18 protein-coding genes are annotated in these 18,380 nt (G+C 70.2%); 7 read left to right on the top strand and 11 right to left on the bottom strand.

Features of this window, described 5'->3' with window-relative positions; all coding sequences use genetic code 11:
- Window positions 1–32: 32 nt before the first annotated feature.
- From OG844_RS27200 to pdhA, 7 genes are all read right to left on the bottom strand, one after another.
- Entirely contained in the window at window positions 33–1,019 is a 987-nt protein-coding gene (locus OG844_RS27200) for an NAD(P)H-quinone oxidoreductase (protein WP_406393777.1), read from the bottom strand.
- Window positions 1,020–1,089: 70 nt separating this feature from the next.
- On the bottom strand, window positions 1,090–2,232 hold the full coding sequence (locus OG844_RS27195) for a potassium channel family protein (RefSeq protein ID WP_406393775.1): 1,143 nt from the start codon (window positions 2,230–2,232) through the stop codon (window positions 1,090–1,092).
- Window positions 2,190–3,755 (bottom strand): molybdopterin-binding protein, encoded by a 1,566-nt coding sequence (locus tag OG844_RS27190; protein ID WP_406396274.1) that lies wholly within the window; start codon window positions 3,753–3,755, stop codon window positions 2,190–2,192. Before OG844_RS27190 ends, OG844_RS27195 begins: the two co-directional genes overlap by 43 nt.
- A gap of 95 nt (window positions 3,756–3,850) precedes the next feature.
- Complete coding sequence (locus tag OG844_RS27185) at window positions 3,851–4,726, bottom strand: NTP transferase domain-containing protein (RefSeq protein ID WP_406393773.1); 876 nt, start codon at window positions 4,724–4,726, stop codon at window positions 3,851–3,853.
- Between the two features lie 57 nt (window positions 4,727–4,783).
- Window positions 4,784–6,205 (bottom strand): dihydrolipoamide acetyltransferase family protein, encoded by a 1,422-nt coding sequence (locus tag OG844_RS27180; RefSeq protein WP_406393771.1) that lies wholly within the window; start codon window positions 6,203–6,205, stop codon window positions 4,784–4,786.
- Entirely contained in the window at window positions 6,205–7,236 is a 1,032-nt protein-coding gene (locus tag OG844_RS27175; protein WP_406393769.1) for an alpha-ketoacid dehydrogenase subunit beta, read from the bottom strand. The genes OG844_RS27180 and OG844_RS27175 overlap by 1 nt, the downstream gene beginning before the upstream one ends.
- Window positions 7,233–8,387 carry a pyruvate dehydrogenase (acetyl-transferring) E1 component subunit alpha gene (gene pdhA / locus OG844_RS27170; RefSeq protein WP_406393768.1) on the bottom strand — a complete coding sequence of 385 codons (1,155 nt, stop codon included), beginning with the start codon at window positions 8,385–8,387 and terminating at the stop codon, window positions 7,233–7,235. The genes OG844_RS27175 and pdhA overlap by 4 nt, the downstream gene beginning before the upstream one ends.
- Window positions 8,388–8,599: 212 nt before the next feature.
- Between pdhA and OG844_RS27165 the strand changes: the two genes are divergently transcribed.
- Window positions 8,600–9,121, top strand: coding sequence for an Lrp/AsnC family transcriptional regulator (locus tag OG844_RS27165; protein WP_406393766.1), 522 nt, complete (start codon window positions 8,600–8,602; stop codon window positions 9,119–9,121).
- 25 nt (window positions 9,122–9,146) lie between these two features.
- Here the strand turns inward: OG844_RS27165 and OG844_RS27160 are convergent, their stop codons facing one another.
- Complete coding sequence (locus OG844_RS27160) at window positions 9,147–9,740, bottom strand: TetR/AcrR family transcriptional regulator (protein WP_329209195.1); 594 nt, start codon at window positions 9,738–9,740, stop codon at window positions 9,147–9,149.
- A gap of 123 nt (window positions 9,741–9,863) precedes the next feature.
- Between OG844_RS27160 and paaN the strand changes: the two genes are divergently transcribed.
- The gene (gene paaN / locus OG844_RS27155) at window positions 9,864–11,564 is read left to right on the top strand and encodes a phenylacetic acid degradation protein PaaN (protein WP_406393764.1); all 1,701 of its coding nucleotides are present in this window, start codon (window positions 9,864–9,866) and stop codon (window positions 11,562–11,564) included.
- Between the two features lie 87 nt (window positions 11,565–11,651).
- Here the strand turns inward: paaN and OG844_RS27150 are convergent, their stop codons facing one another.
- From OG844_RS27150 to OG844_RS27140, 3 genes are read right to left on the bottom strand one after another with little or no spacing between them, the layout of a single operon-like run.
- Window positions 11,652–12,362, bottom strand: a complete 711-nt coding sequence (locus OG844_RS27150; protein ID WP_406393762.1) for a TrmH family RNA methyltransferase — start codon at window positions 12,360–12,362, stop codon at window positions 11,652–11,654.
- Window positions 12,359–13,630, bottom strand: coding sequence for an HTTM domain-containing protein (locus OG844_RS27145; RefSeq protein ID WP_406393760.1), 1,272 nt, complete (start codon window positions 13,628–13,630; stop codon window positions 12,359–12,361). The genes OG844_RS27150 and OG844_RS27145 overlap by 4 nt, the downstream gene beginning before the upstream one ends.
- Window positions 13,627–14,622, bottom strand: coding sequence for a DUF5819 family protein (locus tag OG844_RS27140; RefSeq protein WP_406393759.1), 996 nt, complete (start codon window positions 14,620–14,622; stop codon window positions 13,627–13,629). The genes OG844_RS27145 and OG844_RS27140 overlap by 4 nt, the downstream gene beginning before the upstream one ends.
- 115 nt (window positions 14,623–14,737) lie before the next feature.
- On the opposite strand from OG844_RS27140, the gene paaA reads away from it, so the two are divergent.
- From paaA to OG844_RS27115, 5 genes are read left to right on the top strand one after another with little or no spacing between them, the layout of a single operon-like run.
- Window positions 14,738–15,757, top strand: coding sequence for a 1,2-phenylacetyl-CoA epoxidase subunit PaaA (paaA, locus tag OG844_RS27135; protein WP_406393757.1), 1,020 nt, complete (start codon window positions 14,738–14,740; stop codon window positions 15,755–15,757).
- Window positions 15,754–16,044 carry a 1,2-phenylacetyl-CoA epoxidase subunit PaaB gene (gene paaB / locus OG844_RS27130; protein WP_030972485.1) on the top strand — a complete coding sequence of 97 codons (291 nt, stop codon included), beginning with the start codon at window positions 15,754–15,756 and terminating at the stop codon, window positions 16,042–16,044. The genes paaA and paaB overlap by 4 nt, the downstream gene beginning before the upstream one ends.
- The gene (paaC, locus tag OG844_RS27125; protein WP_406393755.1) at window positions 16,041–16,742 is read left to right on the top strand and encodes a 1,2-phenylacetyl-CoA epoxidase subunit PaaC; all 702 of its coding nucleotides are present in this window, start codon (window positions 16,041–16,043) and stop codon (window positions 16,740–16,742) included. Before paaB ends, paaC begins: the two co-directional genes overlap by 4 nt.
- The gene (gene paaD, locus OG844_RS27120; protein WP_406393754.1) at window positions 16,736–17,233 is read left to right on the top strand and encodes a 1,2-phenylacetyl-CoA epoxidase subunit PaaD; all 498 of its coding nucleotides are present in this window, start codon (window positions 16,736–16,738) and stop codon (window positions 17,231–17,233) included. Before paaC ends, paaD begins: the two co-directional genes overlap by 7 nt.
- Complete coding sequence (locus tag OG844_RS27115) at window positions 17,234–18,295, top strand: 2Fe-2S iron-sulfur cluster-binding protein (protein ID WP_406393752.1); 1,062 nt, start codon at window positions 17,234–17,236, stop codon at window positions 18,293–18,295. It begins immediately after the preceding gene.
- Window positions 18,296–18,380 lie beyond the last annotated feature (85 nt).

Here is an 18,380-nt window from a genome sequence, read left to right as displayed (position 1 = left end):
GCTCGGCGCCCCGCTTTGGCTGCTGCTCGGCGTCAGGCGCCCGGTGCGAGCAGGAGGACCTTGCCGATGTGCGCGCTCGACTCCAGCACCCGATGGGCCTCCGCAGCGTCCGCCATCGGCACCGTGCGGTCCACGACCGGCCGGACGACACCCTCACCGATCAGCGGCCAGACATGTTCCCGTACGGCTGCGACGATCGCGGCCTTCTCCGCGAGCGGACGACCGCGCAGAGAGGTGGCCGTGACGGCAGCACGCTTGCTCAGCAGGGCGCCGAGATTCAGCTCGCCCTTGACGCCCCCCTGGAGCCCGATGATCGCCAGCCTGCCGTTGACGGCCAGGGCACGCACGTTCCGGTCCAGGTACTTGGCCCCGACGATGTCGAGAATGACGTCGGCACCCGTACCGTCCGTCGCCTTGCGCAGTTCCTCGACGAAATCCTGCTCGCGGTAGTCGATGAGGATGTCGGCGCCGAGCTCCTGACAGCGTGCCAGCTTCTCCGCCCCGCCCGCGGTCACTGCGACGCGCGCGCCGACGGCCTTCGCGAGCTGGATCGCCATCGTGCCGATCCCACTGGACCCGCCGTGGACCAGCAACGTCTCGCCGGGGCGCAGATGGGCGACCATGAAGACGTTCGACCAGACCGTGGCGGTCACCTCGGGCAGCGCGGCAGCCGTCGCCAGGTCCACACCCTCGGGCACGGGCAACAGCTGCCCGATCGGCACGGCGACCTTCTCCGCGTAGCCACCGCCCGACAGCAGCCCGCACACTTCGTCGCCCACCGACCAGCCGGTCACGCCCGGACCCAGGGCGGCGACACGGCCCGCGCACTCCAGACCGGGGTAAGGGGAGGCGTCGGCCGGGGGGTTGTAGAAACCCTGCCGTTGCAGGACGTCGGCCCGGTTGACGGCGCTGGCCACCACCTCGACGAGGACCTCGCCCTCGCCTGGTACGGGATCGGGGACCTCGGCCCATACGAGCGCCTCGGGGCCACCGGGTTCGGGGATCGTGATCGCATGCATGGCCGCGAGGCTACTCCGCTCCGCCCGGCGAACGCGGCACACGCACACGCACCGTCCCGGGGGAAGAGACCTAGTGGCGCTGGTTGGACTGCGGCGGATGGTTCAAGTGCGGCGTGTGAAGCGGGGTGGCGCGCACGATCGTGATCACCCGGTCCGTCAACTGCAGAGGGCTGGCCGCCGGATCGTCGTAACCGAGCAGTCTGTGGCCACGCAGCACACTCACCACGAGGTCGTCGGTCTCCCGGACGCTCTTGCCCACCTCGGCCTTTATCACCGGCCGTTCGACGAGATCGAGACCACTTCCCTGCTGAATGAGATCCTCCATCACCGTGCCCGCGCTGGGGCTGAGCACAGAGAGCCCCAAGAGACGGCCCGCCGCGCTCGCGCTGGTGATCACGGCGTCGGCGCCCGACTGACGCAGCAGAGGCGCGTTCTCCTCCTCGCGCACAGCGGCAACGATTTTCGCGCCCCGGTTGAGCTGACGTGCGGTCAGCGCAACAAGGACCGCCGTGTCGTCGCGTTGAGTGGCGATGATGATCTGACGCGCTTTCTGGACCTCCGCCCGCAGCAGTACATCGCTGCGTGTCGCATCGCCCAGCACTCCGACGAAGCCTTCGGCATTGGCCGCTTCGATCACCTTGCCGGCCGGATCGACGATGACGATCTGGTCCTTCTTGAGACCCGTGGCACAGAGCGTCTGGATTGCCGAGCGGCCCTTGGTACCGAAACCGACGACAACTGTGTGTTCACGCAAGTTGGTTCTCCAACGGTTCAGCCGGAAGTCCTCCCGGGTCCGCTCCGTCAGGACCTCGAGGGTGGTGCCGACCAGGATGATCAGAAAGAGCACGCGCAACGGCGTCACGAGCAGCACATTGACCAGTCGGGCAGTCGGGCTGTAGGGGACGATGTCGCCGTATCCGGTCGTCGACAGCGTCACCGTCGCGTAGTAGACGGCGTCGAGGAAATCGACCTTCCCGTCGGCGTTGTCGTGGTACCCGTCTCGGTCGATCCAGACGATGAAGACCGTGGTGGCCAGCACCGTCAGCGCCATCGCCAGTCGCTTGGCGACCTGGCGCAACGGCCTGTCGACGACCCGTCGGGGCAGGAGCACCCGAGTGGGGACGACATGCTCGTCCGCCCGCCTGGCCATCGCGTCCTGGCCCGGAAGTTTCACGTGAAACACCCTTCCGTCCACGGCGTCGCCGAGGCCCACGGTAGATCGAGGATCTCCACCTCGGTGCCGGACCGTACCCCGCCGGGCGGCACAACGGCCAGTCCGTCAGCAGCGGCGACCCCGCGCAACATCGCAGGTCCGTTGTAATGCAGGGGAACGACGTGGTCCGTGCCGCCCGCACTGTCCGCACGATGGACCACCGGGACGAGCCGGGTGTCGTGCGGATGCCCGTGCACTTCGTCCCGCACTGTCGCCCGGTACGGATCCTGAGGGGCTCGTCCGGCGATCCCCCGAAGCAAAGGCTCGGCCAGGGTGAGCAGTCCGGAAACGGCGGCGAGTGGATTGCCGGGCAGCCCGACCACATAGGGGCCGCCGTCGGCCTGCCGGGCAAGGAGCATGGGGTGCCCCGGGCGCACGGCCACCCCGTCGACCAGCAGCTCGGCCCCCGTCTCGGCCAGAACCGGGTGGACGTGGTCGACCGGCCCGGCGGCGGTGCCACCTGTGGTGAGGATCAGATCGGCATCCGAGGTGGTGAGGGCATGCCGGAGCGCCTTCGCGTCATCGCCCAGGCGTTGAGGGGCAGTCACATCGGCCCCCAGGGCCCGGAGCCAGGGCTCGAGCATGGGGCCGAGTGCGTCCCGGATCAGCCCGTCGTGCGGAAGTCCGGCGGTGAGGAGCTCGTCGCCGAGAACGAACACGTCCACCCGGGGCCGGGGTACGGCAACGAGGGCGTCGTAACCCGCAGCGGCTGCCAGGCCCAGCACAGGAGGGGTGACCAGGGTGCCGACGGGCAGGAGCTGATCGCCGGAGCGGCACTCCTGACCGCGGGGCCTGATGTCCTGCCCGGGGACGACCTTGCGCGTCGCGTGGAGCAGCCCCTTGGCCTCGTCGCTGCGGGCGTGTTCGCTGCGGATGACCGCGGTGGCGTCCACCGGAATACGGGCCCCGGTGGCAATCCGTACCGCTTCACCGTCGGGAAGCGGCGCCGGCGCGCTGCGTCCGGCGAGCAGCCCTTCACCCGCACGTACGGTCCACGGGCCCGGTCCGGCAACGGCCCATCCATCCATTGCGGACGTGTCGAAGGACGGGAGATCGGTGAGCGCCACAACCGCCTCGGCCAGGACGTGGCCGAGCGCCCGGTCCAGGGGAAGCCGATGGGCGGCTAGGGGTGCGGCACGGCCGAGGCGCTCAGCCAGAGCGCGCGCTTCGGACCAGGGGGTGCTGTGGGCGCGCGTGCGGCGGGCTTGGGCGGAGGGCGAGACGCGCGCGGGGGACGGCCCCCCGGAGCGACTCGGGGAGTCCGGGGAGTCCGGGGGTGTGTCGCTGTGGGACCGAGGTCGGGAGGGCTGGTCTCTGGAGGACTGGGAGGCGGAGGACTCCGCGTTCGCCGAGTCCGGCGGCGAGGACGGCTCCGGCGAGGAGGACAGGCCGGCCGAGTGGGCGGGATCCGGTGCCGGGTGCGCAGCCTGTGGCCGGCACCCGACGAGTGCCAGGGCCTGCTCGACGGCGCGCTCTTCTTCAGCGGCCCGCGCCTCCTCCGCCGACACCTCCTCCACCGACATCGACGAAGCCCGGCCCACATTCGGGGCCGGGGTCCCGGACCCGCTGCCCGTACGTCCGGACGGCAAAGAGCCCTCGTCGTCGCCTCCGAGTGCCGTCATGGGTTGCCGGCCCCGTTACCGCTCCCCGCCTCTTCCTCCCACCGGAGGGCGAGCGCGGTGGCCTTCCTGGCGGCTTCCGCCACCGCTTCGGCCGCGGCTTCCGGGCTCGCGCCGCTGCTCGCCTTCGCCGCCGCGTACCCCACCAAGAAGGTGGTCAGAGGCGCGGCAGGTCTGGCGACGCCATGGGCGGCATCACGGGCGAGGTCGAGCAGAACGCCGGTGTCGACGTCGAGTTCGATGCCCAGTTCGTCCTTGACTGCGTTGATCCATTCATCCAGCACGGTCCCATGCTCCCTGATACGCGCCCTGGCGGCAGCAATGTCTTCCCAGGTGTCGCAGTCGAACGAGGCCAGGGGACCGGCTTCGACCCGCACCAGGTCCAGTTCGCCGGTCAGAAGCCGCAGTGGCAGCCCGGCGAGGCTGCCGTGCTCGGTGGCGAGAAGTGCGAGCTCACGGCGCAACGGCTCGGCTCGGTATACCGCGACCAGCGGCTGGTCCCGCCCGTCCGGGTCGGTGCACAGGGCGCCTTCGTGAGCTCCTGTCGCGACAGCGGCCAGCAACGAACTGACGGTTGCCTCCCCCAGGAACGGCAGATCCGCGGAGAGCACCAGAACGCTCTCCGCGGACGTGTGCCGCATCCCTGCACCGAGCGCGGCCAACGGCCCGCCACCCGGTGGTACTTCGCGCGTCCAGGTGACCGGACGCGCGGTAGGCCTTCGCCCGCCCACCACTACGGTGGCCCCGGCGTCGGCGCAGACGCCGAGCACCCGGTCGAGCAGCGCGCGGCCGCCCACCCGGACCCCTGGCTTGTCGGCTCCCCCGAGCCGTTTCGCGGCCCCTCCGGCAAGAACGATGGCGTCATACACGGTCATGCTCCGAGTATGAGTGCCACCCCGCCCCACCGATCCCGCGGGGGAGCCCGCGTCCGGCTACAGCGTGCGCAGCAGAACCGCCGGCTGCTCCACACAATCGGCCACGTACCGCAGGAATCCGCCCGCCGTCCCGCCGTCGCAGACCCGGTGGTCGAACGTGAGCGAGAGCTGGACGACCTGGCGAACCGCCAGCTCACCCTCGTGCACCCACGGCTTGGCCACGATCCGGCCGACCCCGAGCATGGCCGCTTCGGGGTGGTTGATGATCGGCGTCGACCCGTCCACGCCGAACACCCCGTAGTTGTTCAGCGTGAACGTCCCACCGGTCAGATCCGCCGGGGTCAGCTTCCCCGTCCGGGCCACCTCGGTCAGCCGGGCGATCTCCGCGCCGACCGACTCCACATTCCGGGAGTGCGCGTCCCGGACGACCGGGACGACGAGCCCCCGCTCGGTCTGGGCCGCGAAACCCAGATGGACCTCGGACAGCCGGACGATCTCACGGGCCTCGGTGTCCACAGTCGAGTTGAGCTCGGGGAACCGGGCCAGAGCGGCTGTGCAGATACGCGCCAGCAGAGCGAGCACCGACACCTTGGGCGCGGTGGGACCACCGGCCTTGTTCATCGCGGCCCTCGCCGCCATCAACTCGGTGGCATCGGCGTCGACCCAGCACGTGGCATCGGGAATCTCGCGCCTACTGCGCGCCAGCTTGTCGGCAACAGCGCCGCGCACCCCGCGCAACGCAATCCGCTCACCCGCCGAACGGGACGCCGAAGCGGCCACCGGACGAGACGCCGGAACCACAGAGGCAACCTGCTCCTCCTCCGCAACCCTGATCGCGGATTCGACATCAGCACGCAGGATCAGCCCGTCGCGCCCGGAACCCGCCACCAGCCGGAGATCGAGACCGTGCTGCCGTGCGAGCTTCCGAACGAGAGGAGAGATGACCGCGACGGGCCCCGGCGCCTCCTCCGCGGCAGGAACCGCAGGCAGAACCGGAACCGGAGCCGGAGCCGTGGCCGGAAGCGGAGCCGTGGGCGCGCCCGGAGCCGTGGCCGTCCCCGTGAACGACTCGGGCCGAACCCGGCGGCGGCGCGCAGCAGGTGCGCCCGTGCCGTAGCCCACGAGCACGTTGCCGGACCCAGAGTCGCTGCCGGACGTCGGCCCCGTCTCCGTCGCGGCACGAGATCCGGACGAGGAACCGGAAACCGGTCCCTGTCCCGTCACCGGCTCCTGGGACCCGACAGCCACCGTCAGCAGCGGTGCGCCGACCGGAAGTTCGGCACCCTCCTCGCCGAACCTCGCCGTCACCACACCCCCGTAGGGGCAGGGCACCTCCACCATCGCCTTGGCCGTCTCGACCTCGACGACCGGCTGGTCGATGGCGACGACATCGCCGACCTCCACCAGCCAGCGCACGATCTCCGCCTCGGTCAGCCCCTCACCGAGATCGGGCAGCTTGAATTCGAGCACCTGCGGCATCAGTTGTCCGCCTCCCACTGAAGACGGGCCACCGCGTCGAGCACCCGGTCCACGCCCGGCAGATGGTGGCGCTCCTGCATCGGGGGCGGATACGGGATGTCGAACCCGGCCACCCGCAGCACCGGCGCTTCCAGATGGTGGAAGCACCGCTCGGTGACCCGGGCGGCGATCTCTCCGCCCGGACCGCCGAAGCCGGAGGACTCGTGGACGACCACCGCACGGCCCGTACGCCGCACCGAAGCCGCGACCGTCTCGTCGTCGAACGGCACGAGCGAACGCAGGTCCACGACCTCGAGATCCCAGCCCTCGGCCGTGGCGGCCTCCGCCGCCTCCATGCACACCGGCAGCGACGGCCCGTACGTGATCAAGGTCGCGCTGCGCCCCGAGCGGCGGACAACGGCCCGCCCGATCGGCTCGACCACGGCAGGCGCATCCGGCGACCACGCCGCCTTCGACCAGTAGAGCCTCTTCGGCTCCAGGAAGACCACCGGGTCGTCGGAGGCGATCGATTCCCTCAGCAGCCCGTACGCGTCCTCGACCGTGGCCGGCATGACGACGTGCAGACCGGGCGTCGCCATGTAGTACGCCTCAGAGGAGTCGCTGTGGTGCTCGACCCCGCCGATCCCGCCGCCGTACGGCACCCGGACCGTGATCGGCAGCGGCATGGCGCCCCGGGTCCGGTTCCTCATCTTCGCGACATGGCTGATCAGCTGCTCGAACGCCGGATAGGCGAACGCGTCGAACTGCATCTCGACGACGGGCCGCAGCCCGTACATCGCCATACCGACCGCCGCGCCGAGGATTCCCGCCTCGGCCAGCGGCGTATCCGTACAGCGGTCGTCGCCGAACTCCTTCGCCAGACCGTCCGTGACGCGGAAGACACCGCCGAGTGTGCCGACGTCCTCACCGAGCACGTGGACGGTCGGGTCCTCGGCCATCGAGTCGCGCAGCGCACGACCGAGCGCCTGCGCCATGGTGGCCGGCTTGGCCGTGCCCGCCCGCTCGCCGGCCGTCGCCGCCACAGTCGTCATCGACCTTCCTCCGCGCCGCTCTCGCCGTGCTCGGCGTCCAACTCGACCCTCAACCGGGCCGCCTGCTCACGCAACTGCTCGGTCTGTTCCTCGTAGACATGGGAGAACAGGTCCATCGGATCGAGCACCGGATCAGCGTTCATCTGGTCGCGCAACCCCGCCGCCATGCGTTCCGCCGCCTCCCGCACCGTCCCGATGCCGTCCTCGTCCAGCAGCCCGCGACCGGTCAGCTCCCGCTCCAGCAGCCGGATCGGATCGTGCGCACGCCACGCCTCCACCTCGCTGTCAACGCGGTACCGGGTGGCGTCGTCGGCGTTCGTATGGGCTTCCATGCGGTACGTGACGGCCTCGACCAGCGTCGGCCCCTCACCACGCCTGGCCCGGGCCACCGCCTCGCCGAGCACCTGGTGCACGGCCGCCGCGTCGTTTCCGTCGACCAGGCGGCCCGGCATGCCGTACCCCACAGCCTTGTGGGCCAGGGACGGTGCCGCCGTCTGCTTGGCCAGCGGCACGGAGATGGCAAAGCCGTTGTTCTGCACGAGGAAGACCACCGGGGCACGCCACACGGCCGCGAAATTGAGCGCCTCGTGGAAATCGCCCTCGCTCGTCCCGCCGTCACCGACCATGGCGAGTGCCACCACGTCGTCGCCCTTGAGCCGCGCCGCGTGGGCCAGACCCACGGCATGCGGCAACTGGGTGGCCAGGGGGGTGCACAGCGGGGCGATGCGGTGCTCACGCGGGTCGTAACCGGTGTGCCGGTCTCCCCGCAGCAGCGTCAGCGCCTCCACCGGGTCGAGACCGCGCGCCACGGCGGCGAGAGTGTCCCGGTAGCTGGGAAACAGCCAGTCGCGCTCCTCCAGCACGAGCGCCGCCGCGATCTCGCACGCCTCCTGACCGGTGCTCGACGGATACACCGCGAGCCTGCCCTGCTTGGTCAGGGCGGTCGCCTGCGTGTTGTACCGGCGGCCTCGCACCAGCTCCCCGTAGAGCCGCAGCAGCAGCTCGGGGTCGACGTCGGCCGCGGCGTCCGTACCGAGCACGCGGTACGGCTCGGGGTCCGGGAGCAGCGGCGCGGGGTCGGTGAGCGGCTTCCAGGCCGGGGGCGGCGTGGGCCTGTAGGCGGCTGCGCCGGGCAGCTCTTGGACCGTCATGACAAGCACCTCCTGGCATCGAGATACATCGAGGGGTGTTCGAAATCTTCAGGAATGTCAAGGAATAGGCGAGGCATGGGAGTGGTGTGCCTCACCTACCGATTGTTCGGTCGTGGGCGCATTTTGGCTACAGGCACCGTCAGCCTGTGGACAAACGGTTCTCCACAGCCTGGGATAGAGACAGGTCGTCCACAGCAGGGAGGCACGGGCAGATGGCAGCTGAACAAATGGCCGACAAGGGCGAGGGCCCCGGCCAGGTTCCGCCCGCGCGGCCGCTGGACTCCGTCGACCGCGACATCCTCCGCATCCTGCAGACGGACGGCCGCGCCTCGGTACGGGCTGTCGCCGAACGCGTCCACGTATCGCGGGCCAACGCCTACGCACGGATCAACCGCCTCGTCGAGGACGGAGTCATCCGCGGCTTCAGCGCACGGGTGAATCACGAGCGGGCGGGGCAGGGCGCCTCCGCGTACATCACACTCAAGATCGTCCAGAACTCCTGGCGCACCGTGCGCGAACAGCTCCAGGCCCTACCGGGAGCCACCCACATCGCCCTGGTCAGCGGCGACTTCGATGTCCTGCTCCTGGTCCACACCCCGGACAACCGGGCACTGCGCGAACTGGTCCTGACCAGGATCCAGGCCATACCCGAGGTGCTCTCCACCCGCACCCTGCTGGTGTTCGAGGAGACCGACCTGGGCCCCCGCCCGGACCGCACGGCAGAGCTCACCTAGGGCTTCGCGTTCGGACCGGGCCGGATCAGCGGCTGGCCCGCATCCCCTCGAAGGCCAGCTGGACGACGGTGTCGGCCAGCTGCTCCCTCTCGGCCGAGCCACCCGGCTGCGGGCGGTACCACTCGACCAGGGAGTTCACCATCCCGAAGAGCAGCCGTGTGGCCATGCGTATGTCCACGTCGGCGCGCAGGTCGCCGTCCGCCACGGCGGCCTTGAGCAGTTCCGACACCCGCTGGTCGAACTCGCGCCGCCGCTCCAGGGCCAGGCGCTCGGTCGCGGTGTTGCCGCGCACGCGCAGCAGCAGCGTGACGTACGGCAATTCGTCCATCAGCACCTCGACGGTGCGGCGCGTCACGTACTCGACCCGCTCGATCGCCCGCCCCCGCGTAGCGCCCGGCTCCTCGAGAATCCCGAACAGCCCGTCGAGCGCCCGGCTCACCGCGCGCCGCAGCAGCTCTTCCTTGCCGGTCACATGGTGGTAGATCGACGATTTGGAGATGCCCGCCGCCTTGGAGAGATGCTCCATGGACGTGCCGTCGTAACCGCGCTCGTTGAAGACACGGACGGCAACGGTGAGGAGGGTCTCCGGGGTGTACGTGTCCCGCTTGGCCGTGGTCATGACCGCGATCCTCCCCCATGAGTTGTCCACAGGTTTCTTGGGGCCCCTTGTCCCGACCGATCGTTCGGTTACTCTAACTCCGTCCGCACATCCCTGCCCAGCTCGACGAGGAGTTGGTCCGTCATGGCCGCCGAGCTTTCCACCGAGAAGCTGTCCGAGACCCACCGCCCTACGCTCGACCAGGCCCTCGACGCGATCCGTACGCGCGCCTACTGGTCCCCGCACCCCGAGCACCCGAAGGCCTATGGCGAGGGCGGCCTCCCCGGCAGCCTGGGCGCGGCCGAGGGAAAGGCCGCGTTCGACGCGGTGCTGAACACCAAACTCGATCTCGGCCAGCCCGGGACCGACGGCTGGACCGGCGGGGAGGTCTCGCCCTACGGGCCGGAGCTCGGCGTCGAGTATCCGCACGCCGATCCGGACGTGCTGCTCCCGGCGATGACCGCCGGGTCAGGCGCCTGGCGGGCGGCCGGACCGGAGACCAGGGCCCTGGTCTGCCTGGAGATCCTCGCCCGGATCAGCGCCCGCACCCACGAGCTCGCCCACGCCGTGATGCACACGAGCGGGCAGGCTTTCATGATGGCGTTCCAGGCGGGCGGCCCGCACGCCCAGGACCGCGGCCTGGAAGCGGTGGCCTACGCGTACGCGGAGCAGATCCGCACGCCCCTGACCGCCGACTGGTCCAAGCCCCAGGGCAAGCGTGACCCGCTCCAGCTGCACAAGTCGTACACGGCAGCCGGCCGCGGCATCTCGCTGCTGATCGGCTGCAACACGTTCCCCACGTGGAACGGCTACCCGGGCCTGTTCGCCTCGCTGGCGACCGGTAACCCCGTCCTGGTCAAGCCGCACCCCGGGGCGGTCCTGCCGCTCGCGCTGACCGTCCAGCTGGCACGCGAGGTGCTGTCCGAGGCAGGCTTCGACCCGAACTTGATCGCGCTGGCGGCCGAGCGGCAGGGTGAGGGCATCGCCAAGGCCCTCGCGCTACGCCCCGAGATCAAGATCATCGACTACACGGGCTCCTCCGCCTTCGGCGACTGGCTGGAGGCCAACGCCAGGCAGGCCCAGGTCTACACGGAGAAGGCCGGCGTCAACACGATCGTCGTCGACTCCACCGACAACTACCGGGGCATGCTCGCCAACCTGGCCTTCTCGCTCTCGCTCTACAGCGGCCAGATGTGCACCACCCCGCAGAACCTGCTCATCCCACGGGACGGCATCACGACCGACGCGGGCGCCAAGTCGTACGAGGACGTGGTCGCGGACATCGCGGAAGCCGTCAACGGGCTCCTCGGTGACGACGCCCGGGCCAACGGGCTGCTCGGCGCCCTGGTGAATCCCGACGTCAAGGCCCGCCTGGAGGCGGCAGCGTCACTGGGTGACGTCGCCCTCGCCTCGCGCACCGTGGCCAATCCCGACTTCCCCGACGCGGTGGTCCGGACACCGGTCATCGTCAAGCTCGACGGGACCAAGCCGGACGAGGGGGCGGCCTACCTCTCGGAGTGCTTCGGCCCCGTGTCCTTCGCGGTCGCGGTCGACTCGACCACCGGCGCTCTGGAGCTCCTGCGCCGCACCATTCGGGAGAAGGGCGCGATGACGGTCGGCGCGTACACCACGTCCCCGGACGTGGAGCGCGCGGTGGAGGACGTCTGCCTCGACGAATCCGCCCAGCTCTCGCTGAATCTGACGGGCGGGGTGTACGTCAACCAGACCGCGGCGTTCTCCGACTTCCACGGTTCGGGCGGCAACCCGGCAGCCAATGCGGCGCTGTGCGACGGAGCCTTCGTCTCCAACCGTTTCCGGGTGGTGGAGGTCCGCCGCCAGGCGTAGGGATCCACCGACGGCCGGTGTCGGCTGTCCGGCGCCCCCGGAGTCCGGTGGAGCGAGGCGAGCACAGCGTGCGCCCCGCTCCACCGGCTACTGGACCCGCGGGTCCGGGATGTCCGCGTACCGCTGCACCCACGCGTGCATCGCGATGGCCGCTGCCGCACCGGCGTTGATCGACCGTGTCGAGCCGAACTGCGCGATCGAGCACACCATCGACGCGTGCTTGCGCGCGTCCTCCGTCAGCCCGGGCCCTTCCTGCCCGAACAACAGCACGCACCTTCGCGGCAGCTCCGTACGCTCCAGAGGCACGGCCCCGGGAAGATTGTCGATCCCGATGATCGGCAGCCCCTCGGCCGACGCCCAGGCGGTCAGGTCCGCGGTGTCGGGATGGTGCCGCACATGCTGGTAGCGGTCGGTGACCATCGCCCCCCGCCGGTTCCAGCGCCGCCGGCCCACGATGTGGATCTCCTTGGCGAGGAAAGCGTTGGCGGTGCGCACCACAGAACCGATGTTGAAGTCGTGCCCCCAGTTCTCCACCGCGACGTGGAAGTCGTGCCGTCGCAGATCGAGATCGGCGACGATCGCCTCCCTCGTCCAGTACCGGTAGGAGTCGCCCACGTTGCGCCTGTCCCCGTGGGCGAGCAGCTCGGGGTCGTAGCGCTCCCCCTCGGGCCAGGGCAGCGGATGGGGGCCGACGCCGATCTCCGTGCCGTAGCCGTCGTCGTACTGGATCGGCTCGGCGGACGGATCGGGCGCCGTGGTCGCCGGGGGCTCTTGTGTACTACCGGTCTCGCTGCTCACCCGACGAGCGTATGGCCACCGCCACCGCCGTGCTGCGGTGCCTCCTGCTCCTGACCGCCCGGCTGCCGCTGCCCGGGCAGCACGGGCGTGCCCGCCGGGCGGGAGAACAGCCGCTGCCGGCCGCGCGTCACCCTGGCTCCCAGCCACACCAGGAAGACGGTCGGCAGGAAGACGGCGTCCGCGGCGATCATCGCCATCGAGAAGAACGGCAGGCCCAGCAGGACGGCGATGCCGGCGTGCTCACCGATCATGACGACCAGCAGGACGTTCTTGACCCGGCGGTTGAACAACGTGAAGGGGAAGGCGACCTGCACGATGACCGTGGCGTACGTCAGCACCATGACGGCCAGGGCGCTGGACGCGAGAAGACCGGACAGCCCCGGCCACGGCGTGAAGTAGTCGAGCTTGAGCGGGTAGTAGAGCGCGGTGCCGTCCTGCCAGCGCGATCCCTGGATCTTGTACCAGCCGGCGGTCGCGTAGATCAGGCAGACCTCGGCCATGATCACGACGAGGGCGGCGCCGTGGGCGAGGTTGGCCACGACGTCGAGCAGCGTGTGCAGCTCACGGTCAGGTGCGTTGCGGTTCACGAGCCACCAGACGGCGTTCCCCAGCCACAGCACCCACAGGAGTGACTTCAGCCACCACGTGCCGCCGAGTCCACCCATCAGCGTGGCCACGAGCAGGACGGGACCGGCCGCTGCCCAGAGGAGCGGCCCCGCCACGTCCCGGACCGGAGCGCGGCCCTCCGCGGAACGGGCGGCGTTCAGTCCCGCCCGGCGCGCATCCAGCGACCAGACACGCGCACAGCGCGTGAGCACCAGGTAGACGGCCAACAGGTGGATGACGTTGTCGCCGCCGTCGCCCATGAAGATGCTGCGGTTCTGCAGCGAGAGGACCCCGACCATGAAAAGGACGGACGTGACGCGGGTGCGCCACCCGATCATCAGGAGCGCGGCCGACAGCAGCGTGAGCGCGTACACGATCTCGAACCAGAGCGAGCTGTCGGACCACATGAGGACGGTGAAGGCTTCGTTGCTGTGGATGAGCTGACGCGCCATGTCCCAGCGCCAGGGGCCGTCGGGGCCGTACAGCTCATGGCGGTGCGGCAGTTCACGCAGCAGGAACAGCAGATATGTGGCGGAGACACCGATCCGGACGACGGCGCTCTGGTACGCGCCGACGGGCGACGCGGTGACGCGCTGGATGCCACGGGCGAGACGGTCGGAATTCCGTACGTTCTTCCGGGTCCGAGAGGTGGGTGCGCTCACTTCTCCGCCTCCTCGGCCTGTGCTGCCCGGGCGGCCGCGGCCGACTCGGGGAGATCGTCAGAGGTGACCGTCCACCATGGGAGCACCCGGTAGTTCGGCTTGGTGTTGATCTTCTCTTCGCTCCACGGCGGCACCCCGACAGAACGCACGGCGGATCGCACCTGGATGCGTTCGACCGTCCCCGCGTAGTTGTGGTCGATGAGACGCAGCATCACGATCCGGCGGATGTAGCGCTCGGAGAGCTCGCCCCGCAGACCGTTGGGGCGGTTCTCGTTGTCGTGGGAGCCCACGTAGAAGTCCCAGGCACGGCGGAGCTCGTTCTGGTCGACGTGGCTGGGGAGGGGGTTTCCGCGTATCGCCTCGCCGTCCTCGCCGGAGAGACTCATCCAGCGCGTGGTGCGTCGGCCGTCATCGCCGGCGATCTCGGCCCGTACCTGCACGGCGACATTCTGCTGGAGCGGATTGGGGGCGAACAGCTTCCAGTTCTGCTCGAACTCCGGGTAGACCCAGGCATCGACCGATTCGCCGTGCTGCTTCGTCAGCGTGTTGGACGGTGCGACGTGCAGGAACACCATGGCCAGGTGTCCGACGGCCAGCAGCCCGATGACCGACAGCGCCAGCGCTGCGGTGACCTGGTACGGAAGCGAGAGCGCGGCTATTCCGGCGCTCGGACGGCGAGGCTGCCCGGGATCCGCACCGACTGCGGGGGCGGTGCCGGGTGCCGGGCCGGGATCCGCGCCGGGTGCGAGGGCGGGCGCGGTGCCGGGTGCGGGAGCTGCACCGGGTGCGGCATCCATTGCCGTGTCCGGCCGACGACCTGCCCCGGTGCCGGGTATCTCCGCCGACCCGGCACCCGCGTCTTCGTCCTCGCTGTCGGGGTGCGGGGCTGCAGCGTGCGGCTCCCCGTCCGGACCGGCTTCCCGATGACTCACCACCTCCGGCCAGGCGAGCTTCTTCTCGCTTCCGGCGTGCCCACCGTGGTCCGAATCCATCCCGCCCCGATCACCATCGATCACCACTCAGTTATCCACAGGGTTGACACCCTACGGGCCTCCGACTCACCATTGAAGTCAATGAACCGAACGATCGGTCGGTAGGGAGTGCGGGATGGCGGCAGTGACTGCGGACCAGACGACGCAGGGGACGGCAGGCACGGCGGACGCGGCGCGCACCGCGGCATTCGACGCCGCGGTGGCAGCCGACGACCGGATCGAGCCGCGGGACTGGATGCCGGACGCCTACAGGGCTTCACTCGTCCGCCAGATGGCCCAGCACGCGCACTCCGAAATCATCGGCATGCAGCCCGAGGCCAACTGGATCACCCGCGCGCCCTCGCTGCGCCGCAAGGCGATCCTGATGGCGAAGGTGCAGGACGAGGCGGGGCACGGGCTGTATCTGTACAGCGCCGCCGAGACGCTCGGCACCAGCCGCGAGGAGCTGCTCGACAAGCTCCATGCGGGCCGCCAGCGCTATTCGTCGATCTTCAACTACCCGACGCTGACCTGGGCGGACGTCGGTGCGATCGGCTGGCTGGTCGACGGCGCCGCAATCACCAACCAGGTGCCGCTGTGCCGCTGCTCCTACGGCCCCTATGCACGGGCGATGGTCCGGATCTGCAAGGAGGAGTCCTTCCACCAGCGCCAGGGTTACGAGCTCCTCCTCGCCCTCAGCCGAGGCACCGCCGCCCAGCACGAGATGGCTCAGGACGCCGTGAACCGATGGTGGTGGCCGTCGCTGATGATGTTCGGCCCGCCCGATGACGCATCGGCGCACTCGGAACAGTCGATGGCCTGGAAGATCAAGCGGCACTCCAACGACGAGCTGCGCCGGCGCTTCGTCGACATCTGCGTCCCGCAGGCGCAAGCGCTGGGCCTCACCCTCCCGGACCCCGACATCCGGTGGAACGAGGAGCTCGGCCAGCACGACTACGGAGCGATCGACTGGACGGAGTTCCAGGAGGTCCTCAAGGGCAACGGCCCCTGCAACGAAGAACGGCTCGCCCAGCGCCGCACAGCCCACGAAGAGGGCGCCTGGGTCCGGGACGCGGCAGCGGCATACGCAGACAAGCACTCAGCAAAGCCCGGGGCATCCGGAGCAAGCGCAGAGCCCGGGGAGGCAACAGCATGAGCAGTTCGACCGACTGGCCGCTGTGGGAGGTGTTCGTGCGCTCACGGCGCGGGCTCTCCCACACCCACGCAGGCAGCCTGCACGCGCCCGACGCGGAGATGGCCCTGCGCAACGCACGCGATCTGTACACACGCCGCTCGGAAGGCGTCTCCATCTGGGTCGTTCCCTCGACCGAGATCACCGCTTCCTCGCCGGACGAGAAGGACTCGTTCTTCGAGCCCGCCGGGGACAAGCCCTACCGCCACCCCACGTTCTACGAGATCCCCGAAGGGGTGAAGCACCTGTGACCGCGGCCCTCGCACTCGGCGACGACGCGCTGGTGCTCTCGCACCGGCTGGGGGAGTGGGCGGGGCATGCCCCCGTTCTGGAGGAGGAAGTGGCCCTGGCCAACATCGCCCTGGACCTGCTGGGGCAGGCCAGACTGCTGCTCTCGTTCGTCGGCGACGAAGACGAGCTGGCCTTTCTCCGCGAGGAGCGCTCCTTCCGCAACCTCCAGCTGGTCGAGCAGCCGAACGGCGACTTCGCCCACACCATCGCCCGCCAGCTCTACTTCTCCGTCTACCAGCACCTGCTCCACGAGCAGCTGGCCGCGGGCGGGGGCGAGTTCGCGGACCTCGCGGCGAAGGCCGTCAAGGAGGTCGCCTACCACCGCGACCACGCGGAGCAGTGGGTCCTGCGGCTCGGCGACGGCACCGCGGAGAGCCACGAGCGCATGCAGCGCGGCCTGGACACGCTGTGGCGGTTCACCGGCGAGCTGTTCCAGCCCGTCGAGGGGGTCGACGCCGACTGGGAGGCGTTGCAGAACAGCTGGCTGACTGCTGTCACCTCCGTCGTCGAGCGAGCCACGCTGACGCTCCCGTCCGGCCCGCGGTCCGGAGCATGGACGGCAGGGGCGGGCCGGCAAGGTCTGCACACCGAGCCGTTCGGGCGGATGCTCGCCGAAATGCAGCACCTGCACCGCAGCCACCCGGGGGCGTCATGGTGACCGAGACCCTCCTGGAAGCGGAGCTCCACCGGCTCGCGGGCTCCGTGCCCGACCCCGAGCTGCCGGTCATCACCCTGGACGAGCTCGGTGTGCTCCGCGGTGTGCAGGTGCACGGCCCCGACAGCGTCACCGTGCGTCTCACTCCGACGTATACCGGCTGCCCGGCGATCGAAGCCATGTCCGCCGACATCCAGCGGGTGCTTCACGATCACGGCGTGGCCGACGTCTCCGTGGTGACCGTCCTCGCTCCGGCCTGGTCGACGGACGACATCAGCGACGAGGGCCGGCGCAAGCTCGCCGAGTTCGGCATTGCGCCGCCCCGTCCCGGAGGCGTGCGGGGCGGACCGGTGCCGCTGACCCTCGCGGTGCGCTGCCCGCACTGCGGTTCCACCGACACGGAGTTGCTGAGCCGCTTCTCCTCCACCGCGTGCAAGGCACTGCGCCGCTGCGTCGACTGCCGCGAACCGTTCGACCACTTCAAGGAGTTGTAGATGTTCCATCCGCTCCGGGTCAGCGCCATCGAACGGATCACGGACGATGCGGTGGCTGTCACCTTCGCCGTGCCGCCCGAGCTGCGCGAGACCTTCCGCCACAGCCCCGGCCAGCACCTCAACGTGCGCTACAGCGCCGGCGGCGAGGAGATCCGCCGGTCGTACTCGATCTGCGCACCGGCCGTCCAGGAGCCCGGCGACCCGGTGCTCCGGGTGGGCATCCGCATGGTCGACGGCGGTGTCTTCTCCACGTACGCGCTCAAGGAACTGGCCGTCGGGGACCAGGTGGAAGCGATGGCCCCGATGGGCCGCTTCGTGCTCGACCCGCGCCCCGGCCACTTCGCGGCGATCGTCGGCGGCAGCGGCATCACACCGGTGCTGTCGATCGCGGCGACGCTGCTGGCGAGGGAACCCGCGGCCCGCTTCTGCCTGATCCGCAGTGACCGTACGGCTGCCTCCACGATGTTCCTGGACGAGGTGGCCGAGCTCAAGGACCGCTATCCGGACAGGTTCCACCTGGTGACGGCGCTGTCCCGGGAGGAGCAGGCGGCCGGGCTCCCCTCCGGCCGACTGGACCGCGAGCGGCTCATCGGGCTGCTGCCCGCGATCCTGTCGGTGCCCGACGTGGACGGCTGGTTCCTGTGCGGGCCGTTCGGCCTGGTCCGTGGAGCGGAAGGTGCGCTGCGAGAGCTCGGCGTCGATCGGGCCCGTATCCACCAGGAGATCTTCCACGTCGCCGACGAGGGAACAACATCACCGTCCGTTGCCCGGGCCGCCGTACCGGCGGACAGCACGCTCACAGCGACCCTCGACGGCCGCTCGGGCAGCTGGCCCGTGCAGGACGGCGAATCCCTGCTGGAGACGGTCCTGCGGAGCCGCTCGGACGCCCCCTATGCCTGCAAGGGCGGAGTCTGCGGAACGTGCCGGGCCTTCCTGGTCTCGGGCGAAGTGCGGATGGACCGCAATTTCGCGCTGGAGCCGGAGGAGACCGGGGCGGGGTTCGTGCTGGCCTGCCAGTCGCACCCGCTCACCCCGGAGGTCGAGCTCGACTTCGACCGCTGAGGCTCTGCCCCACCGACCCGTATGCCCCACTGAACCATCTGCCCGCTGAACCGCAGCAGCCCGAACCACCGCGTTCCAGAGCCGT

It is taken from the genome of Streptomyces sp. NBC_00887 (assembly GCF_045207585.1).
This window is presented reverse-complemented; position numbering and strand designations above follow the sequence as displayed.